The 18,951-nt window shown below is 50.3% G+C and carries 13 protein-coding genes; 10 read left to right on the top strand and 3 right to left on the bottom strand.

Going from position 1 to position 18,951, the window contains the following annotated elements; translation table 11 throughout:
* Positions 1-133 precede the first annotated feature (133 nt).
* The gene (gene pdxR / locus BC351_RS33730) at positions 134-1,609 is read left to right on the top strand and encodes a MocR-like pyridoxine biosynthesis transcription factor PdxR (RefSeq protein WP_079419312.1); all 1,476 of its coding nucleotides are present in this window, start codon (positions 134-136) and stop codon (positions 1,607-1,609) included.
* 77 nt (positions 1,610-1,686) lie between these two features.
* Entirely contained in the window at positions 1,687-3,114 is a 1,428-nt protein-coding gene (locus BC351_RS33725; protein ID WP_079419310.1) for an NAD-dependent malic enzyme, read from the top strand.
* Between the two features lie 67 nt (positions 3,115-3,181).
* On the opposite strand, the gene BC351_RS33720 is transcribed toward BC351_RS33725, so the two are convergent.
* Together BC351_RS33720 and asd are read right to left on the bottom strand one after the other, a co-directional pair.
* Entirely contained in the window at positions 3,182-4,441 is a 1,260-nt protein-coding gene (locus BC351_RS33720) for an MFS transporter (protein WP_079419308.1), read from the bottom strand.
* 30 nt (positions 4,442-4,471) lie between these two features.
* Positions 4,472-5,263: an archaetidylserine decarboxylase gene (asd, locus tag BC351_RS33715; protein WP_079419306.1), complete on the bottom strand. Its 792-nt coding sequence runs from the start codon at positions 5,261-5,263 to the stop codon at positions 4,472-4,474.
* Positions 5,264-5,568: 305 nt separating this feature from the next.
* Here asd and BC351_RS33710 point away from each other — a divergent pair, with 305 nt between their 5' ends.
* Positions 5,569-5,868: a hypothetical protein gene (locus tag BC351_RS33710; RefSeq protein ID WP_079419304.1), complete on the top strand. Its 300-nt coding sequence runs from the start codon at positions 5,569-5,571 to the stop codon at positions 5,866-5,868.
* Positions 5,869-5,940: 72 nt separating this feature from the next.
* The gene (gene nagZ, locus BC351_RS33705; protein WP_144028605.1) at positions 5,941-7,230 is read left to right on the top strand and encodes a beta-N-acetylhexosaminidase; all 1,290 of its coding nucleotides are present in this window, start codon (positions 5,941-5,943) and stop codon (positions 7,228-7,230) included.
* 70 nt (positions 7,231-7,300) lie between these two features.
* Here nagZ and BC351_RS33700 read toward each other — a convergent pair whose 3' ends face one another.
* Positions 7,301-8,401, bottom strand: a complete 1,101-nt coding sequence (locus BC351_RS33700; RefSeq protein ID WP_079419302.1) for a YheC/YheD family endospore coat-associated protein — start codon at positions 8,399-8,401, stop codon at positions 7,301-7,303.
* A gap of 337 nt (positions 8,402-8,738) precedes the next feature.
* Here BC351_RS33700 and BC351_RS33695 point away from each other — a divergent pair, with 337 nt between their 5' ends.
* The 6 genes from BC351_RS33695 to BC351_RS33670 all read left to right on the top strand — a co-directional run bounded on the left by BC351_RS33695 (position 8,739) and on the right by BC351_RS33670 (position 18,950).
* A complete protein-coding gene (locus BC351_RS33695; protein WP_158082318.1) occupies positions 8,739-13,880 on the top strand; it encodes a WIAG-tail domain in 5,142 nt (1,713 codons plus the stop codon).
* 222 nt (positions 13,881-14,102) lie between these two features.
* Positions 14,103-14,822: a sugar phosphate nucleotidyltransferase gene (locus BC351_RS33690; protein ID WP_079419298.1), complete on the top strand. Its 720-nt coding sequence runs from the start codon at positions 14,103-14,105 to the stop codon at positions 14,820-14,822.
* Positions 14,823-15,827 carry a dTDP-glucose 4,6-dehydratase gene (gene rfbB, locus BC351_RS33685; RefSeq protein ID WP_079419296.1) on the top strand — a complete coding sequence of 335 codons (1,005 nt, stop codon included), beginning with the start codon at positions 14,823-14,825 and terminating at the stop codon, positions 15,825-15,827. It begins immediately after the preceding gene.
* Positions 15,824-16,696, top strand: coding sequence for a dTDP-4-dehydrorhamnose reductase (gene rfbD, locus BC351_RS33680; protein ID WP_079419294.1), 873 nt, complete (start codon positions 15,824-15,826; stop codon positions 16,694-16,696). The genes rfbB and rfbD overlap by 4 nt, the downstream gene beginning before the upstream one ends.
* A 1-nt stretch (position 16,697) precedes the next feature.
* Complete coding sequence (locus BC351_RS33675) at positions 16,698-17,792, top strand: CgeB family protein (RefSeq protein ID WP_079419292.1); 1,095 nt, start codon at positions 16,698-16,700, stop codon at positions 17,790-17,792.
* 15 nt (positions 17,793-17,807) lie between these two features.
* Positions 17,808-18,950 (top strand): CgeB family protein, encoded by a 1,143-nt coding sequence (locus tag BC351_RS33670; RefSeq protein ID WP_079419290.1) that lies wholly within the window; start codon positions 17,808-17,810, stop codon positions 18,948-18,950.
* The last annotated feature ends 1 nt before the right edge of the window (position 18,951 follow it).

The following is an 18,951-nucleotide window of genomic DNA, read 5'->3' as shown; positions in this document are numbered from 1 at the left end:
AATCGCTGATTTTGAGTGGAAAAAGGTGAAATAGCGGACCGTAGTTCCCATTGGAGTGAGATTAGGCGGTTTTTGGCTATATAGCGGATCATAGTTCCTTTTGGAGTAAATAATGACGCGAGGGGGAGTATGTTTGGATTTTCATCTACCCTATTATTCCTATCGAATCAAATATGCCAGCAAGTATGCCGCGTTGTATCATGCGCTGCATGATGAGATTCTGGAGAGTCGATTAACGCTGCATACGAAGCTGCCGTCAAGCCGTGAATTGGCTGCTTTGTATGGCTTGTCGCGAGGGACGGTGAATCAAGTCTATGATATGTTGATTGCAGAAGGGTATTTGAAGGCCGATGTAGGAAGAGGAACTTATGTTGTCTATGCCGGCGGCGGTCAGCGGAAGACGGGTGGGTACGAACAGAAGTCCATCCGGTTATCGGACTGGGCGAGGCGTGTTCAAGAAGACGACCGGGTGCCAAAGATCGAGGGAAATCAAGGCCAAGCGAGCGGGCAGCCTGTCATTTCGTTTGAGGTAGGACATCCGCACATGGATGAGTTCCCGCGAGAGCTATGGAATCGCGGGATGTACGAGCAGGTGCGGCGCATGACGGAGTCGCCGCAGGAGGAAGCCCACGTCGCCGAGGGGCATTATGCGCTCCGCGAAGCGATCGCACAGCACCTAAGGCGAATGCGGGGCATCGATGCGCCTCCCGAGCGCATCGTCATCGTCAATGGGTCGATGCAAGCGATCGCGCTGCTGACCCAGGTGCTTGTGAACGAAGGCGATCCGGTCATTGTGGAGCGCCCTGGTTATCAAGGCGCCGCCCGCGCTGTGCGCGCGGCGGGCGGGGTGCCCATCCACGCGGCGGTGGATGGGCAAGGGCTGATCCCGCAGCCGTGGAAGGCGCGGCTGCTGTTCGTGACCCCCAGCCGCCAATTCCCTACGGGGGCGGTGCTGGGCCTGGAGCGCCGCCAGCAGCTGCTGCGCTGGGCGGCGGAGCAGGGCGCTGTCATCGTCGAAGACGATTATGACAGCGAGTTCAGGCACCGCGGGCGGCCGATTGAGCCGCTCAAGGTGCTGGACCAAGAGGGCCGAGTGGTGTACATCGGCACTTTCTCCAAAACGATGCTGCTGGACCTGCGCATCGGTTATGTCGTGCTGCCGGAAGCGCTGCTCGGCGCTTTCGTGGCCGCGAAGCGGCTGTACGAGCCGCATCCTTCGGGGCTGCTCGAACAACGCTCGCTTGCCGCTTTCATGGCGAGCGGCGGCTACGAGCGCCACCTGCGCCGAATGCGGCGGATCTATGCGAGCAAGTTCCAGCTGCTTCAATCGCTGCTGCAGGAACATTTGTCCACCCTCTTTGATTGGGTGGACTGCGATGCGGGGCTGCATGTATTCGGCTGGTGGCGTGGCGATGCCGCCAGCTACGCGAGATATGCAGCCGAATGCCGAAGCTTGGGCGTCAGATGGAGCGACGCCGCCTCCTACGGTCTTCTTCCTGAGCAGGCGGGAGCTTGCTTCGGTTATGCCCATCTGACGGAAGAAGAGATACGTGCTGGCGCAGATCGACTTCAGCTCGCATCGCTTCATATGGGCAAGCAACTAAAATGATTTTGGCAGGACCGATATATTGTGCTATGATCTAACATGTGGTCAATTAATTATTTTTCGTAGGAGTGATCCTTGGTATGGCTGGATTAAATGGTGGAGGCACCAGTGTTATCGTGCGATTGGAAATACATAAAGAACTGGTTACCTTCGGCAGGATTGCTACGGCAATCGGGGATGCTGGCGGCGATATTGTTGCGATTGACGTAACAAGAGCCAGTAAAACAACGACAACGCGTGATATTACAGTAAAAGTGAGCGACCCGGAGCATACCGAGTCCATTGTCAGTGCATTGAATGAGATTCCCGGCGTTCGATTAATTAACGTTTCAGATCAGACCTTCCTTATGCACTTGGGCGGCAAAATCGAAGTGACCCCCAAGATGCCGATTAAAAATCGGGACGATCTGTCCCGTGTATATACACCTGGGGTTGCCAGAGTATGTATGGCGATTCATGAAGATCCTTCGAAAGCGCATTCGTTGACAATTAAAAGAAATACCGTTGCTGTCGTCTCCGATGGTACTGCTGTTCTGGGTCTTGGCAATATTGGCCCGGGAGCGGCTATGCCTGTTATGGAAGGAAAAGCGATGCTGTTCAAGCAGATGGCTGGCGTTGATGCTTTCCCAATCTGTCTGGACACACAGGATACGGAGGAAATTATCCGTACGGTTAAAGCGATTGCTCCGGCCTTCGGGGGAATTAACCTGGAAGATATTTCGTCTCCGCGTTGTTTTGAAATTGAAGAAAGATTAATTAACGAACTTGATATTCCGGTTTTCCACGATGATCAGCATGGAACGGCCGTTGTCATTCTTGCGGGTCTGCTCAATGCGGTCAAGCTGGTTGGCAAGTCGCTTGAAGATTGCAAAGTTGTCATTACGGGCATCGGTGCTGCGGGTATTGCTTGTACGAAGATGCTGCTAGCTGCTGGTGTGACCAATGTGATTGGCGTTGATCGGCAAGGCGCAATTGTGCGCGGGGAGACCTACTCCAACTCAGCTTGGATGTGGTACTCGGAGAATACGAATCCCTTTTTACAAAAAGGAACGTTATCCGACGTCATCGTAGGCGCTGATATTTTCATCGGCCTTTCGGGACCAGGCGTTCTCAAAGCAAATGATGTGAAGCAGATGGCTGCTGATCCGATCGTTTTCGCGATGGCGAACCCAACGCCGGAAATTACGCCGGAAGAAGCGGAGCCGTATGTGCGTGTTATGGCCACAGGCCGCTCGGATTATCCGAATCAGATTAACAACGTGCTGTGCTTCCCAGGCATTTTCCGCGGCGTGCTGGATTGCCGCGCTTCGCGCATTACCCAGGAGATGAAGCTGGCTGCGGCCAAAGCGATCGCTTCTGTTGTAAGTGAGGACGAGCTTAATGAATACTACATTATTCCGAGCGTGTTCAATCATGCTGTCGTAGAGAAAGTACGCGAAGCTGTCATGGAGGCTGCCTACGAGTCAGGTGTAGCCCGCCGCCGGAAACAGCGTGATACGGAAGAATAATGGTTTGAATACCAAAAAAACCTTGCCAACCGGCTGAGTTGATCAGCTGGCTTGACAAGGTTTTTTGTTATGCTTGTTCTTCTGTCCATTCTTTGAGTTTGCGGTCTGAAGGCAGAAGGAAGGTCAGTAGTCCGAAAAGCGGCAGAAAAGCGCATAATTCCATAACGCGGGCCGTACCTATGGCATCGCACAGATTTCCGAGAACGACACTTCCGATGCCTCCAAGTCCGAAGGCTAACCCGGTAATAAGGCCGGAGACGGTGCCGACTTTCCCTGGGAACAGCATTTGTGCATACACGACTGTTACCGAGAAGCTGGATAAAAGAATCATCCCGGTGACGACGAGCAGAACATACGCCCAAGTGATGGACACATGCGGTAAAAGCAGGGCAAACGGCGCCGAGCCAAGCATTGAAAAGAAAATAACATTGCGTTTGCCGAAACGGTCGGCAATCGGACCGCCAAAGAAGGTCCCGACCGCTCCCGCAGCAAGGAATAGGAAGATGAAGTCCTGCGCGCGGTCAATGGTAATGCCATAGGAATCCTGCAAGAAAAAAGCGAAGAATCCGCTCATTGCAGCGCCGTACCACGAACGAATGAATACGAGAAAGATCAGGAGGCAGATGGCGAACATGACGCGCTTGCGCTGCTGAGGATTCACAGTTCGTTTAACGATCGCTTTGGCTTTGACCGGTGTTGAAATCAGGATGCCTTTGTACCAGCGAGCTATGTATAATTGTACCGCAATGGCAACGGCCGCTACGCCCGTAAACCAGATGGAGCCAAAAAGTCCAAGCGGGATAAAGATCCATTTGGTCATGATGGGAGCTAAGGATTGACCGGCATTGCCGCCAACTTGGAAAATCGACTGAGCCAAGCCCTTGCGTCCGCCAGCAGCCATATGGGAGACACGGGAGCCTTCAGGATGGAAAGCAGCCGAACCCAAGCCTACAAAGCATACTGACAGTAAAACGACCCAGTAGGAATGTGCGAAAGCGAGCAATAGCATCCCGATAAGCGTAGATGTCATACCGATTGGCAGCATGTAGGGCGACGGCTTGCGATCCGTATACAAGCCAACGACAGGCTGCATAATGGAAGCCGTGAAGTTAATGGCGAATTGTACCCAGCCTACTTGGGTGTAGCTCAAGCCCATCTCACTTTTCAGGATAGGAAAAATCGCAGGTATAACGGATTGAATGGAATCATTCAGCAAATGGACAAGACCGATTGCAAATAAAATGCGGTAAACCGTAGGTTTGATGTCTCCGGCTCCCTGCAAACTTTTGGAGCTTGGTTCCGGAGATGATGTGCTAATTGCAGCCATGATTCTCTCCTCTCGCAAGTACTGTTCCCTTTACTTTTTATCTAGGAAACGTCCGAGGTCTTCTCCCATTTTCACTTTGGAGCCAAGCATCAGATCGGCTCGCGGTTCGAACATGTCATCTTCAAAGAGAAGCACGACCGTTGAACCAAATTCGAAATAAGCCAGTTCTTGACCACGTTCAAGGGTTTTAGGCAGAGGCTTTACGTATTGGATGGAGCTTACATTGAGTGCGCCTACTTTGACAACAGCCACTTCACCCGCTTCATGCTGGATAAAAGTAATCAGTCGCTCATTGCGGCTGAGCACGCGCTTCATATGACGAAGCCCGAATTCATTGACAGGATAAACTTTGCCAAGCACATGTTCTTTCTCAAGAATATCGCCAGTAATCGGCGAATGAATGCGATGGTAATCAGTTGGGCTGAGGTACAGCACGAAGTAAAAGCCATTCTTATAGTTGACCGTGCGCGGTGAACGATTAAGCAGTTCTTCAATGGTGTAATCTTGACCTTTGACATTGACGATCAAGCCTTCCTTAATATCGCCAATTCCTGTAATCATGGCGTCAACGGGACTAACGACACGAGTAAGATCTTCGTGAATCGGACGTAGACCGGGTTTCAATCTGCGCGTGAAAAAGTCATTCAAGGACCTGTACTCCTTGACATGCTTTTCAGCATCTTCGATACGTATGCCGTACGTTCGGGCAAATCGAGAAATGAACATCCGGCTTGCTTTGGATCTGGCAAATGCCCCTGTCAATTGAGACACCCATTTGCGTGAGGACAGCTCCGTCAGCAATCGAAAAAACGGTTTAGACATAGATCAATTACTCCTGTTCAATTCGTGGTTAGGCGATCTTCATGTTCGGATGAAGAATCCCTATAATTCGTTCTTCGCTAATCTTGCCACAGAAAGGTAAAAGAATCAATTGTCGAATAGGGAAGGTAGGAGGAGGTAAGCGCAAGAAAAAACAGCCTAGCGGCTGTTTTCCAAGTGGAAAGGCCAGTTGAGCTTATAATCCCCGCAGGCATGGCGGACAGCAAGGACCACAGAAACGGGAACGGCCTCTCATTAGTATTTCCGGTGCGGAATTCGTCAATGATGATAGTGAGGTGAAATGTGAAATGTCCATTGTGATTACGTTGTTGATTCTGTTAGTACCGCCATGCATGCTTATCATGGCCTGGCTATTTGCTTCCATGCGCGTGATCTTCCATGTACTGGCGGTTGGCTGCGCTTATGTATTTGCTATTATCTCTGCGCTGGCTGTGTATGAGATTATTAGAGATGAGACCGTATTTATGACGAATATCCATGCTGTTTTTGAAAATAACTATTTTCTGATTGCAGGCGGTTACTTGGGGTATTATGGTATTTATATCCTGTTAAAATGGATGCTTCAGGAGCTAAGAAGCGAGGATTGATTGCTGCAACCAAATGAAGCAGAGTTTCGTCAAAGAGGTAGGTATGATAAACGAAGGCAGGCGATCCTAAATATGAAGCAAAATATGCAAACGAGCGTTAGAAGCATCCTGTGTTTCGCCGCTCTTTCACTTGTCATGACGGGGTGTGCTTCTCACCGCTCAGAGCCGCCAGCTTCGGCGGTACCGACGGTGACGGCAAGTATTTCACCAACCGCTGCTGCTACGCCAGCACCCACAGTGAAACCTGTCTCCACGCCAGCACCAACAACGGCCAGTCTAATCAAGACGATGTCTCTGGAAGAGAAGATCGGGCAGATGATTATTGCCGGGATTGACGGCTACAGTGTGAATGCAGCTGCACGAGAGCTGCTTGCAGATCGGCATGTAGGCGGTATTATTTTATATAAACCTAATGTGCAAAATACCAATCAGCTCGTTGAATTAGTGAATGGCTTGAAAAAGAGCAATTCCAGCAATAAGCTGCCCCTCTGGATCGGTGCTGACGAAGAAGGCGGCAGAGTGACGAGGTTGCCGGATGAACTTCTGAAAACACCGACAAGTCAGGAGATCGGGAAGAAGGGCAATACTCAATTGGCCTATAATATTGGTCATTTGCTGGGGAAAGAATTGAACGCTTATGGACTGAATATGGATTTCGCCCCGGACCTCGATGTGAATAGCAATCCCAAGAATCCAGTTATTGGCGATCGTTCTTTTGGAGCTGATGCGGCCATCGTAAGCAGTCAAGGCATTCAGGTCATGAACGGCTTGCAGAATCAGAAGGTGGTTCCTGTCGTCAAGCATTTCCCCGGTCATGGAGATACATCCGTTGATTCGCATATCGGTCTGCCGATTGTGCAGAACGATCTGGCCCGTCTGCGCAAGCTGGAGCTGGTGCCGTTCGCTGAAGCCATTAAGCATCAAGCCGATGCCGTGATGGTTGCCCATATCCTGCTGCCCAAAATTGACGCGAACAATCCAGCTTCGATGTCCCGAACGATTATGACCGATTTATTGCGCAAGGAAATGGGCTTCCAAGGGCTCATTATGACCGATGATATGACAATGGGGGCTATCACCACGAATTATGGTTTGGGCGAAGCCGCCGTCAAAGCTGTTCTTGCCGGATCGAATATCGTGATGGTTGGTCATGAACACGAGAAGGTAATCACGGTCATTACCGCGCTGCTTGAAGCTGTTAAGTCAGGCCGAATACCGCAGGAAACGATTGATCAAAGCGTAAGTCAGGTCATGAAGCTGAAACAAAAATATGGGTTGAACGACGAGCCGGTCAAAGTGCCCGATGTGAAGAAGCTCAATGCCGAGGTCAAAGAAGTGCTTGGCATCCAAACAAGCAAATAAACAACACCGTGTCAGCGTGCTTACAAGCACAGGGCACGGTGTTTTTTTGGCGAATGGGCTTTTTGAGCCATTACATCGGGGGAGTACATCCATCCAGCAGAAATTTGGCGTAGCCGATCGGGTTGAAATAGCTAGCCTTCCAAATATCCTGCATCTCGGCTTCCAGGAAGCTGTAGCGTTGATCTTTGCCGTTGCATTCTATAAACAAAGGAAATCCATCTGTGGTTATCCCCACGTCAAGCCCGATATCGGCTAAATAGGGGAGCTCGGTACTGAGGTGCTGCGCGACAAGCAATGAGAAATCGGTAATTTGACGCAGCACCTGCTCATGATTGAGGTGGGCATATTCAGCCGTCAAAATTTCCGGCAGCGAGCGGACTTCACCGCCTTGGGCTACATTGGTGAGGAAGAGTTTGGGAGAGGCCACCTTGGCGACAATGCCCGTTATGCCCCATTCTCCGGTCGCGCCGCGCTGAGCGGAAATGCGCAGGTCGAATGGACGGCCATCGAAGGTTGCCAGCGGCAGGCGCTGCTGAATCATGTAAGTACGGCTTTGAATTTTACGCCGCAAGATCAGAGGGAGGTACTGGCGGAACCGGACCGTCCGATAAATTTTGTTGCTGATCTTCATGCTGATCGGGTAAATAAGCTGCCAGCTCCGGACGCGTCGATCCATTTTCATAACACCGCGACCGATGCTGGAATTGGTAGGCTTAATAATGAGAGAGTCGTAGGCTGACATCATAATTTTCATGTTTTTCAGGGTCGCTGGATAGGTACCGGGGAGATGAGGCCGGATTGTATCATTTTTCAACAGCACCTCATGAATGCGAAGTTTGTTGTAGCGATTCCATCTGTTAAACAAAATGACGCCTTGCTGTGTCCATGCTTCCAATGTTTGATAGGAGGCTTGATCTAAATAAACGGCTCGGTTATGAATAACCTTGGGAAGCTCCAGCCACATCTGCTCGTAGCAAAGCCCTACACGGACGTAAGCATGCACCTTCATGGTATCGATGTGAACATCCTGGATGCGAAAGAAACAAGGGGTTACTTCGTACTGCTTGCCAGCCTCCTCATAGAATTGAATAGCTTCATACTGTGTGTTCCCTAGGGGAATGCCTGCGTATAAGGAATCGTTGACTAAAATACCCACGTAGGGATTCGCCATCTGCTTCCCTCCTTTCCACTTGGAGCTTGGGTTCAGAATTGGAACTTCTTCTCAGCTTATGGAAAAGCAGGGGTGCTGGTTTGTACAGATGCTGATAGAACAGGAGGATAGGGGCATAGCGCCTACTGTTTTGCTCATAATCCGCACATGTTTAGATAGCAAGCGCTGATGGGAGTGAACAAGTTCTCCGAAGTCTCCCTAGCAAGAAGTCGCGGAATACCTGGTGGATTTGAGCATTTCTCTGGGTTGGTGCACATTTTTACGGGCTAGCGTACCTATCGGGCGTGGACTGAATATGTTACAAGTGACTAATTCTTGGGAGAATGGAGAGGAGTCTATGAGTAAGCGTAAGAGCAGCAGAGTAAGGCCTTATGTGCAAAAAGTGAACTCCAGTACGAACGAGTTAAAATGGCTTGACGATAATGAACCACTTCCTGCTGCAGCCAAGCAGGATAAAGCAGAACCCCCTCCGAAGGCCTTAACTAACGAATCGCAGCCGCAACCGCAACCGCAACCGCAACCGCAGCCGCAGTCTAAAATGACTGGAAAGGTTCCTCCGGTGGAAAGTGTAAGAACTTCAAAAGTAGCTAATTTATCAACAACCTCAACTCCGGCCCCACCGCTCTTATTGCTTTCTGAACGCAAAACAGGCAAATTCGTCAACCCGGTTGTGTATACGGATGATATCGTGGAAGAAGCGGTCACGTCGGAGAAAATAGCCAGCCGATCCGTTGATGAGAGCAAAATAAAGCCGCTAAGCATTGGTTCCAGAGCGATCAAGGATTTCGCGATTGAGCACTCCAAGTTGGCTCCAGCCAGTGTAACCCGAGATAAGATTGCCGATGGCGCAATTCATGATGAGCATGTGGCAAGTCAAAGTATTGCAGGGGACAAAATACAAGACCAATCCATACCGGGCAGCAAGCTGCTTGATAACAGCATTACCGCAGATAAACTTGCCGATCAAACCATTGATTCGTTGAAAATAGCGAATGGCTCGATTCTTCCTCAGCATTTATCTGAATTAATCATTACAACTGAGCTGATTGACAATCAAGCGATTACTTCGGAGAAACTCCGCAGCGGGGCTGTACAGGCAAAGCATATAGGCAACTACAGCATTGATACAGCAAAGCTGACGGACGCCTCCATTACCACCGATAAACTGAGAGATCAATCGGTTACGGAAGAAAAGATAGCCAATGGCAGCATCACTTCCGTTCATTTTCAGCCGCAAAGCATATTCAATGAACATTTGGCTGACGGCAGTGTGCAGACACGAAGCATAGCTCCAGGACAAATTGACGGGACACATATCGCGGACGGCGCTATTGAGAGCTTCCATCTTCAACAAGAATCCATTACAACAGATAAATTGGTTCCTCGATCTGTCACTGTGAATGAATTGGCAGATCAAGCGGTTACAAGTCAGAAGCTGGCCAGACAATCTGTTGAAGGGAAGCATCTATCTAGAGCTTCTATTCATGGCGATCATATCGTAGAGGCTGCTGTAACCGGATATCATATTGCTGCACAAACGATTCAAGCCGAACATATCACAGATGGTGCGATTAACACATCGCTGCTTCTGGATGGTGCGATTACGAACGCCAAATTGGCTGAACAGATCGTCGAAAGCAAGCACATCAAAGCCGGAGTAGTCCAAGGCAGTCATTTGGCGGACCAAGTGGTTTCCAGTGCGAAGCTGCAAGACGAATCGATCACCACGGCCAAATTAGCCAAAGGTATTATAGACAGCAAGCATATCAACTCTGGAGTGATCGAAAGCGGTCATTTGGCGAATCGAGTGATCTCCAGTGCGAAGCTGCAGGATGAATCGGTGACCGCGGCTAAATTAGCGGAAGGCATTATAGACAGCAAGCATATTAATGCGGGAGTGATTGAAAGCGATCATTTGGCAGATCGGGTGATTTCCAGCGCGAAGCTGCAGGATGAATCAGTCACGACGGCTAAATTAGCCGAATGTATTATAGACAGCAAGCATATTAACGCGGGTGTTATTGAAGGCGATCATCTGGCGAATAGAGTCATTTCCAGCGCGAAACTGCAGGATGAATCGGTGACCACGGCTAAATTAGCCGAAGGTATTATAGACGGCAAGCATATCAACGCGGGAGTGATCGAGAGCGTCCACTTGGCGGACGAAATCATTTCCAGTGCGAAGCTGCAGGATGAATCGGTGACCACGGCTAAATTAGCCGAAGGCATTATAGACAGCAAGCATATCAACGCGGGAGTGATCGAAAGCGGTCATTTGGCAGACAATGTCATTTCCAGCGCGAAGCTGCAGGATGGATCGGTCACGACGGCTAAATTGGCCGAAGGGATTATAGACAGCAAACATATCAACGCGGGAGTGATCGAAGGCGAGCATTTGGCAGACAATGTCATTTCCAGCGCGAAGCTGCAGGATGAATCAGTGACCACGGCTAAATTAGCCGAAGGCATTATAGAGAGCAAGCATATCAACGCAGGAGTGGTCGAAAGCGGTCATCTGGCAGACGATATCATTTCTAGTGCGAAACTGCAGGCAGCCTCCATCACGATAGATAAATTAGCAGAAAACAGTGTGGATGAGAGACATATACGGCAAAACTCGGTTCAGAATAAGCATTTAACGGATGGTTCTGTATCCAGCTCCAAATTGGCCGCAGGCGTTGTTCACAAAGAGAAGCTGGCCGACAGCAGCGTAGATGCTTCTAAACTGCAAGACAGCAGTGTGACCTCTGAGAAAATAGCGGATCAGGCCATTCACGCGGAACATTTGCAAAATGAAATAATCAGCGCGCAGCATCTGGCTAGAGGTGTGATTGCCGAAGCGCATGTTCAGTTCGGTGCAATTCGTACGGAGCATCTCCAAGATGGCGTCATTGCAGCTGAGAAGCTGAGGCGCGGTATTATCCGTACGGAACACTTGGCGGAGCGGTCGGTCAGATCGGAGCAGGTGGCAGAGCAAGCCATTGAGCGCAAGCATATTGCGGACGAAGCCATTACTACACAGCACGTTCAAGAAGAAACGATCACAACGAGTAAAATAGCAGAAGAGGCCGTTACAAGCAGCAAAATGGCTTCTATGTCGATTGAAACACGCCATCTGCAAGAAGATATTATTGATGGCTTCCATATTAAGCCAAGTGCGATTACTTCTGAGCATCTGGCGCAGGGCTCCATTACGCTGGGCATATTCGCAGATCGAAGTCTGCAAGGCAGCAAGCTAGTAGAGAATTCGATTACAACGGAGACGCTGGCACAAGGTGCTGTCACGGAAGAGAAGCTGGCGAATGGTGCGGTGGCTACCCAGCATTTGCAGGCGGGTGCGATTTCAAGCTGGATTATTCAAGACCAAGCGGTGACAAGCAGCAAACTGGATGAGCATGCCGTCACAGAAGCGAAGATTGCGGATGCGAGTGTGACTGGCAAGAAAATTACAAGTAAAGCTATCCATAGTGAGCACATTGCAGATGGCGCCATCACCGCGGCTAAATTAGCGAATGAGAGCATCCATGGCAGCAAGCTGGTAGCTGGGGCGCTTCACGCCAAACATCTTGCGGACGGGGCGATTACAGGCTCCAAATTAGCGGCAAGAACGATCGCTCAGGAGCATCTGGCGGACAATGCCGTAAGCGGCGTGAAGCTGGCGAAAGAAAGCATCGATGGCACCAAAATTGTTCAAGGTGCAATCACGACTGATCATCTGGCTGTCGGGGCGATTACGAGCGCGAAGCTGTCAGTAGGAGCCATTAGCAATGAACACCTTGCAGCGGGAGCTGTAGACAATGAAAAGCTTGCCGCGAACTCGGTTGATGGCAGCAAGCTGACGCTTGGCGCAGTCCATAATTATCATTTGGCCGATAATGCCGTTTATGGAATGAAGCTGGCTACAGGAAGTGTGGATGGCAGCAAGCTAACAGCCGGAGCTGTTAGCAGCGAGCATTTGGCTGACTACATTGTGGATGTGACGAAATTAGCGCCAGGAAGTGTGGATAGCAGCAAAGTCGTGAGCGGGGCGATTCTCCGCGAGCATCTATCCGAGCATATCGTGGATGGGGGGAAACTAGCCTTCGGAGCCGTTGATCGCAATCATCTGGCACCGGGAGCTGTGGACAGCACCAAATTGCTTGAAGGCAGCGTCGATAGCAGTAAACTAACGCTGGGTGCCGTGGGCAGCGAGCATCTGCAAGACGCTTCGGTGAATGGCGCGAAGCTGGCGATCAACAGCGTGGACAGCAGCAAGCTGGTAACGGGAGCAGTCAACAGCGATCATATCGCACTAGGTGCTGTAACAGGTACGAAGCTGGCCCCTTGCAGCGTGGACGGCAGCAAAATTGTCGAAGGCGAAATCGGGAGCGATCACCTTGCCGCTGGAGCGATCACCAGTGTGAAGATCGCCGCTGGCAGTATCGACGGCAGCAAGCTGGTCTCCGGTGCTGTAAGCAGTTACCATCTCGCTGACGGTGCTGTAGACTATACGAAGCTGGCACTTGGCAGCGTTGACGGCAGTAAGCTCATCGCGAGCTCGATCAGCAATGCGCATATCGTGGATGGCGCGGTGGACGGAGCGAAGCTCGCAGCGAGCAGTGTCGACGGCAGCAAGCTGGCCGCAGGCGCAGTCAGCGGCGATCATCTCGCCGATGGGGCTTTATACGGAGCGAAGCTGGCCGCAGGCAGCATTGATGGCAGTAAATTGGCGTCGAGCGCCATTAGCAGCTATCACCTGGCCGCAGGCAGTGTGGACAGCAGCAAGCTGGCGGTTGGCGCCGTAAGCAGCAGCCACTTGGCTGTTGGGGCTGTCGATGCAGCGAAGCTGGCCGTAGGCAGCGTGGACGGCAGCAAGCTGGTTGCCGGCGCCGTAAGCAGCAGCCATCTCGCGGAAGGCGCGCTGGAAGGCTCGAAGCTGACAGCGGGAAGCATTGACGGCAGCAAGCTCGCTTATGCCGCTGTCAATAACTTTCATCTGGCTGCAGGCAGCATTGACAGCAGTAAACTCGTCTTTGGCAGCGTGGACGGCAGCAAGCTAGCCCATGGGTCGGTGAGCAGCCTGCATCTCAGCGACGGCAGTGTGGAAGGCGCGAAGCTGGCGGATGAAAGCATCGAGGGAGAGAAGCTGAAGCCGGGAGCGATCGGCAACCAACATGTGGAAGACGGTTCTCTGGCTGTAACGAAAATCGCAGAGAGCTTGCTGCAAGTGCCCAAATCGCAAAAGCAGGTGATGCAGCAGTTCGGAATTGTGTCATTTGATATGAAGCTTCAGGATGAGCATATCGAGGTGGTTCTGAACTTCGAAGAGACATTCGCGGATGAGCATTACGTATTAACAGCTACATCGAACCACCCGGCCTGTTATGTGTCCGTGAAGCGCAAATCCGTCGATTGTGCGATTATATCGGTGATCAGGGCCAAGTTCTCACCCGATCAGCAAGGCGATGTGAACTGGATTGCGATTGGCAAGAAGGATTAAGGGAACGAAGGATGAACCCAAAACGAACCAAAAACGGCGAGTTTCGCAGCTACTGCGAGTCAGCCGTTTTTTTTGTTGTGCCTGTAGGCCAAGTTGCGTGGTTGAATGACCAATTTTGGATTCGGGGGTATTCGTCCAATTTCCATTTATGACGGGAGCATATGATTAAAGAAGTGGATGTGACAATCGCACCATTATAACGCTTGGAAAGGGGTATGTCTTGTGAAGGGTGTTGTACTGGCGGGAGGAACCGGAAGCCGTTTACGTCCTCTGACGAACATTATCAATAAACATTTGCTTCCAGTCGGTGATTTGCCCATGATTCAATATGCGATTGAGAAATTAAGCAAAGCTGGCGTTCAGGATATTTTATTAATTACGGGCAAACAATCCGCAGGCTTGTATTTAGAATATTTGGGCGGCGGTGACAAGTTTGGCGTCCGACTTACTTATAAGCTTCAGGAGAAAGCCGGAGGGATCGCTCAAGCCTTGTCGCTTGCCGAGGAGTTTATCCATGCCGGAGAGAAATTCGTCGTGCTGCTTGGCGATAATTTATTTGAAGATTCCTTGCTTCCCTTCATGGAGGCTTTCAAACATCAGAAAGAAGGAGCTATGGTCATCTTAAAAGAGGTGACGGACCCTCGACGATATGGCGTTGCCAAGATGAAAGACGGCGTTATTGAACAAATTGAAGAAAAACCGGAGCATCCAAGCTCCAATAACGCAGTGACAGGAATTTATTTATTCGATGCTTCGGTGTTTGGCGTTATCAAAACGCAAGCTCCTTCCCAACGCGGAGAAATGGAAATTACCGATGTGAATAATGTGTATGCGGCGGAGGGCTCATTATCTCACGGATTTCTAGTAGGATGGTGGATTGATGCGGGGACCCATGAATCACTCTTTCAGGCTACTCTATTTATACGTAAGGAGGACAGCTAGATGGCCGTGATTCTTGTCACAGGGGGAATGGGGTTTATTGGAAGTAATTTTATTCATTATTGGAAAAAGCATCATCCTCAGGATCACGTGCTGAATGTCGATTTGCTCACTTATGCGGGAAACAAGGACAACGTCGCAAGTTTAGTTGGGCAAGCTGGGTATGAGTTTGTACAAGGCGATATTGGTGATGAAGCCCACCTGAGTCAATTGATGCAGAAGGGTGTTGAAGTGGTCGTCCATTTTGCCGCCGAATCTCATGTGGATCGAAGCATTCATAGTCCGCGTGATTTTGTCATGACCAACGTGTTGGGTACACAAAGCCTGCTTGCGGCTGCAAGGCAGCACAAGGTGAAGAAGTTTGTCCATATTTCGACGGACGAAGTGTATGGCAGCTTAGGGGATGCAGGAGCTTTTACGGAAAAGACAGCGTTAGCCCCGAACTCGCCGTACTCTGCCAGCAAAGCGGGATCTGATTTGATCGTCAGAGCCTACTTCGAGACCTATGGCTTCCCGGCTGTGATCACGCGCTGCTCCAATAATTATGGTCCTCGGCAGTTTCCCGAGAAGTTAATCCCGCTTATTATTACTCGCGCAATTCGCAATGAACCGATTCCGATCTATGGCGATGGATTGAATGTGCGTGATTGGCTCTATGTGGAAGACCATTGTTCGGCCATCGAACGGGTGATTCAAGCCGGTGTGCCTGGAGAGGTGTACAATATCGGCGGCCATCAGGAACGGACGAATTTGGATGTGGTGAAAAGCATATTGAAGGAGCTTAACAAATCGGAGGATTTGATCCATTTTGTGCCGGATCGATTGGGTCATGATCGCCGTTATGCGATCGACAGCAGCAAAATTCAGCAGGAACTCGGATGGGCGCCTTCCTATTCGTTCGAAGCGGGCCTTCAAAAGACGATTCAATGGTACTTAAAAGAACGTACGTGGTGTGAGCGTATTGCAGACGGCTCCTATCGCGATACCGAAGAGGTCGATCACTCATGAAAATACTAATAACTGGTGCGGGCGGACAACTGGGCTATGATCTGCTTCGCGTATTCAAGCCCGTACATGAAGTGACGGCTTGGCGCAAGGAGCAATTAGACGTAAGTGATGAGCAGCAGGTGAAGGATATTTTGCTCAAAGAAAGACCGTCTGTCGTGATTCATGCTGCGGCTTACACGAATGTGGATAAAGCGGAAGTGGAGACGGAGCTTGCCTATGAAGTAAATGCGATGGGTTCGATGCATATCGCGAAGGTTTGTGAGCAAATCGGAGCCAAGCTGGTTTATATCAGCACGGATTATGTGTTCGACGGGACCAAAGGGGCGCCTTATGAGGAACAAGACAACACCAATCCAGGCAATGTGTATGGTCATTCCAAGCTGCTCGGTGAGAAATTCGTGAGAATGACCTGCTCGAAGCATTTCATCGTGCGAACATCGTGGTTGTATGGCACCAAAGGAGTTAATTTTGTTACCAAAGTATTGGAGAAGGCCAAATCAGGCGGACCGTTATCGATTGTTGATGATCAATTCGGCTCCCCGACCTATTGTTTGGATCTGGCGATCTTTATTCGAGAGCTGGTGGAAACGGACAGGTACGGCGTCTATCACGCATCCAATCAAGGGGTATGCTCGCGATATGAATTCGCTGCACAGATTCTAAAGGTGGCGCATATGGAGAATGTCTCCTTGAATGCTGTGCCTTCGGAATTATTTCCAACTCCCGCTGTAAGACCGATGTATTCCGCCTTCGAGCACCGAGCGATAGCTGTCAACGGATTTACGCCGATGAGAGATTGGAAATCGGCACTGAATTTCTTTCTGCAAGTGGACCATGATGTTCAAGCTGTTATGGATAAGAAGGTGTGACATGAACAAGAGGGTAGCTGTCAGTTTGGCGGAAGGAAAGAAACGGGGATTTCGCACAGGTCTTGAGCATGGGCGACGGATGGGACGATGCCAGTCTGTACTTGCCACCTTGCCGCCGTCCACCTTGCCGCTTCGAGAGGCCAGAGTGTTATTCATTGTTCAAGGCTTTGACGCTATTGATCAAGGCATCATCCAAGGTCTGCAAGAGACCGTGCGTGAGGTATTTACGGCAACAGCGCCTGACATGCTCCGGTTGGCACAGGAGCTTCAACCGAATCTGGTCCTTGTCATGAATGGGCTTCATGTGTTCCCGCCGGATCATCCGAGTCATGTGGATCAGGTCAGGGAGATGGGAATCCGCACAGCAATCTGGTTCGCGGACGATCCCTATTTTACCGATCAGACAGCCTCGCTTGCTCCGCATTATGATTATGTATTTACACACGAAATGAGCTGCGTAGCGTTCTATCGCGAAATGGGCTGCCAACAAGTTCATTATTTGCCTCTTGCCGTCAATACGCGAGTATTCAGGCCCTTGCAGGCAGATCCTGCCTACCGCAGCGATGTTTGTTTCATCGGGAATGGCTTTCCCAACCGCATCGACTTGTTTAACAAGCTGACGCCTTTTTTGGTAAATAAAAAGGTGCTGATCGCAGGCGCATTGTGGGAACAGTTAAGCCAATTCGAGCGATTAAAGCAAAGCATTAAGCTGCAATGGGTTCCTATTGAGGAATCGGTGAAATATTACAGCGGAGCTAAAATCGTTATTAACGTCCACCGTCTCACCTATGACGAAACCTATAACAAAAATAGCCGAAACCTTCCAGGTCACTCAATCAATCCGCGAACGTATGAGATTGCGGCCTGCGGTACTTTGCAAATTACAGACCATCGGCATGACCTGCATGACTTCTACACACCTGGCCAAGATATTGAAACGTTCATGAACGCAGAGGATCTCATTCAGAAGATGAGCTTCTATCTGGGACATGAGGAAGAGAGACAGCGGATCGCCGTAAAGGGCTTGCGCAGGACGATCAGGGACCATACCTTCGCTAATAGGCTAGTGAAGTTGATGGATCTAGTGTTTGCCTAGAAAGGAGAGGAACAGATGGCTTTAGTAGGTAAGAATGATGCGGCCAGACAAGGATATATAGACGGTTATGAGGTTGGGTATATCAACGGAGTTCGCTTGGGACAGTGTGAGGCGATCATTGAAAAAGCGATAAGGGATCGGGAGCCAAACCCCATCTGGGATGTCCGTGTCCTCTATGTGACATCGGGGAAAGGCTACCCGTACGAACCTCTGGATCACGCGATTATCAACAGCTTGCGTCCTTTGGTCCGTGAAATGATTATCGGCAACTGTGCGAATGATCCTATCCGTATCGGAAGTCCTGAGGCAGATCTGGAAACGCTGGCAGCCGTTTATCAGCCCGATCTGATGCTGATTCTGGATGGCATGAATCTCTCGCTGGATGTGGTAGACCGGATTCGCGAGATGGGGGTACGCACGGCAATATGGCTGACTGATGACCCATACTATACAGACTTTACGATCTCGATGTCGACTCACTACGATTTCATGTTCACGCTGGAAGTGAATTGTGTCTCCCTCTATCAGGAGATGGGCTGCCCGCACGTTCATTATTTGCCATTGGCCTTTCAGCCGGAACTGTTCAGACCGAAGGCTGTGCCTAACGGGCAGCAGCGAGATATTTGCTTCATTGGCTCCGCTTATTGGAATCGAGTAGCGATGTTCGATAAGCTGACGCCTTATTTGGCTAACAAACAGATTTTCATCTCCGGCATTTGGTGGGAGCGGTTAAAGCATTACGAGCTTCTTGCCCCGCAAATACAGCTGAATACCTGGATGCCGCCTGAACTTACAGCGACGGCTTACAATGGCTCCAAAATAGTCATCAATATGCACAGAGCTTATGATGATCAGGCTTATAACAATAACAGCCGCCGTATTCTGGGCGCTTCGCCCAATCCGCGAACCTTCGAAATTGCGGGCTGCGGAGCGCTGCAAATAACCGATTTTCGTGAGGATTTGGTTAACTTTTACACGCCAGACTACGATATTGTGACTTATGCCTCTCCCGAGGAATTAGTAGCCAAAATGGATTATTACTTGTCACACGAAGAAGAGCGCAAGCAAATCGCTTTGCGAGGCTTATACCGTACCATGCGGGATCACACGTATGCCAACAGGCTCTCAAAGCTGCTCTCTGTTATTTTCGGACAATAAG

The sequence above is a fragment of the Paenibacillus ferrarius genome (assembly GCF_002027705.1).
Lineage (GTDB): Bacteria > Bacillota > Bacilli > Paenibacillales > NBRC-103111 > Paenibacillus_E > Paenibacillus_E ferrarius.
Note: the sequence above shows the minus strand (reverse complement) of the source record. Positions and strands in the feature narration are given on the sequence as shown.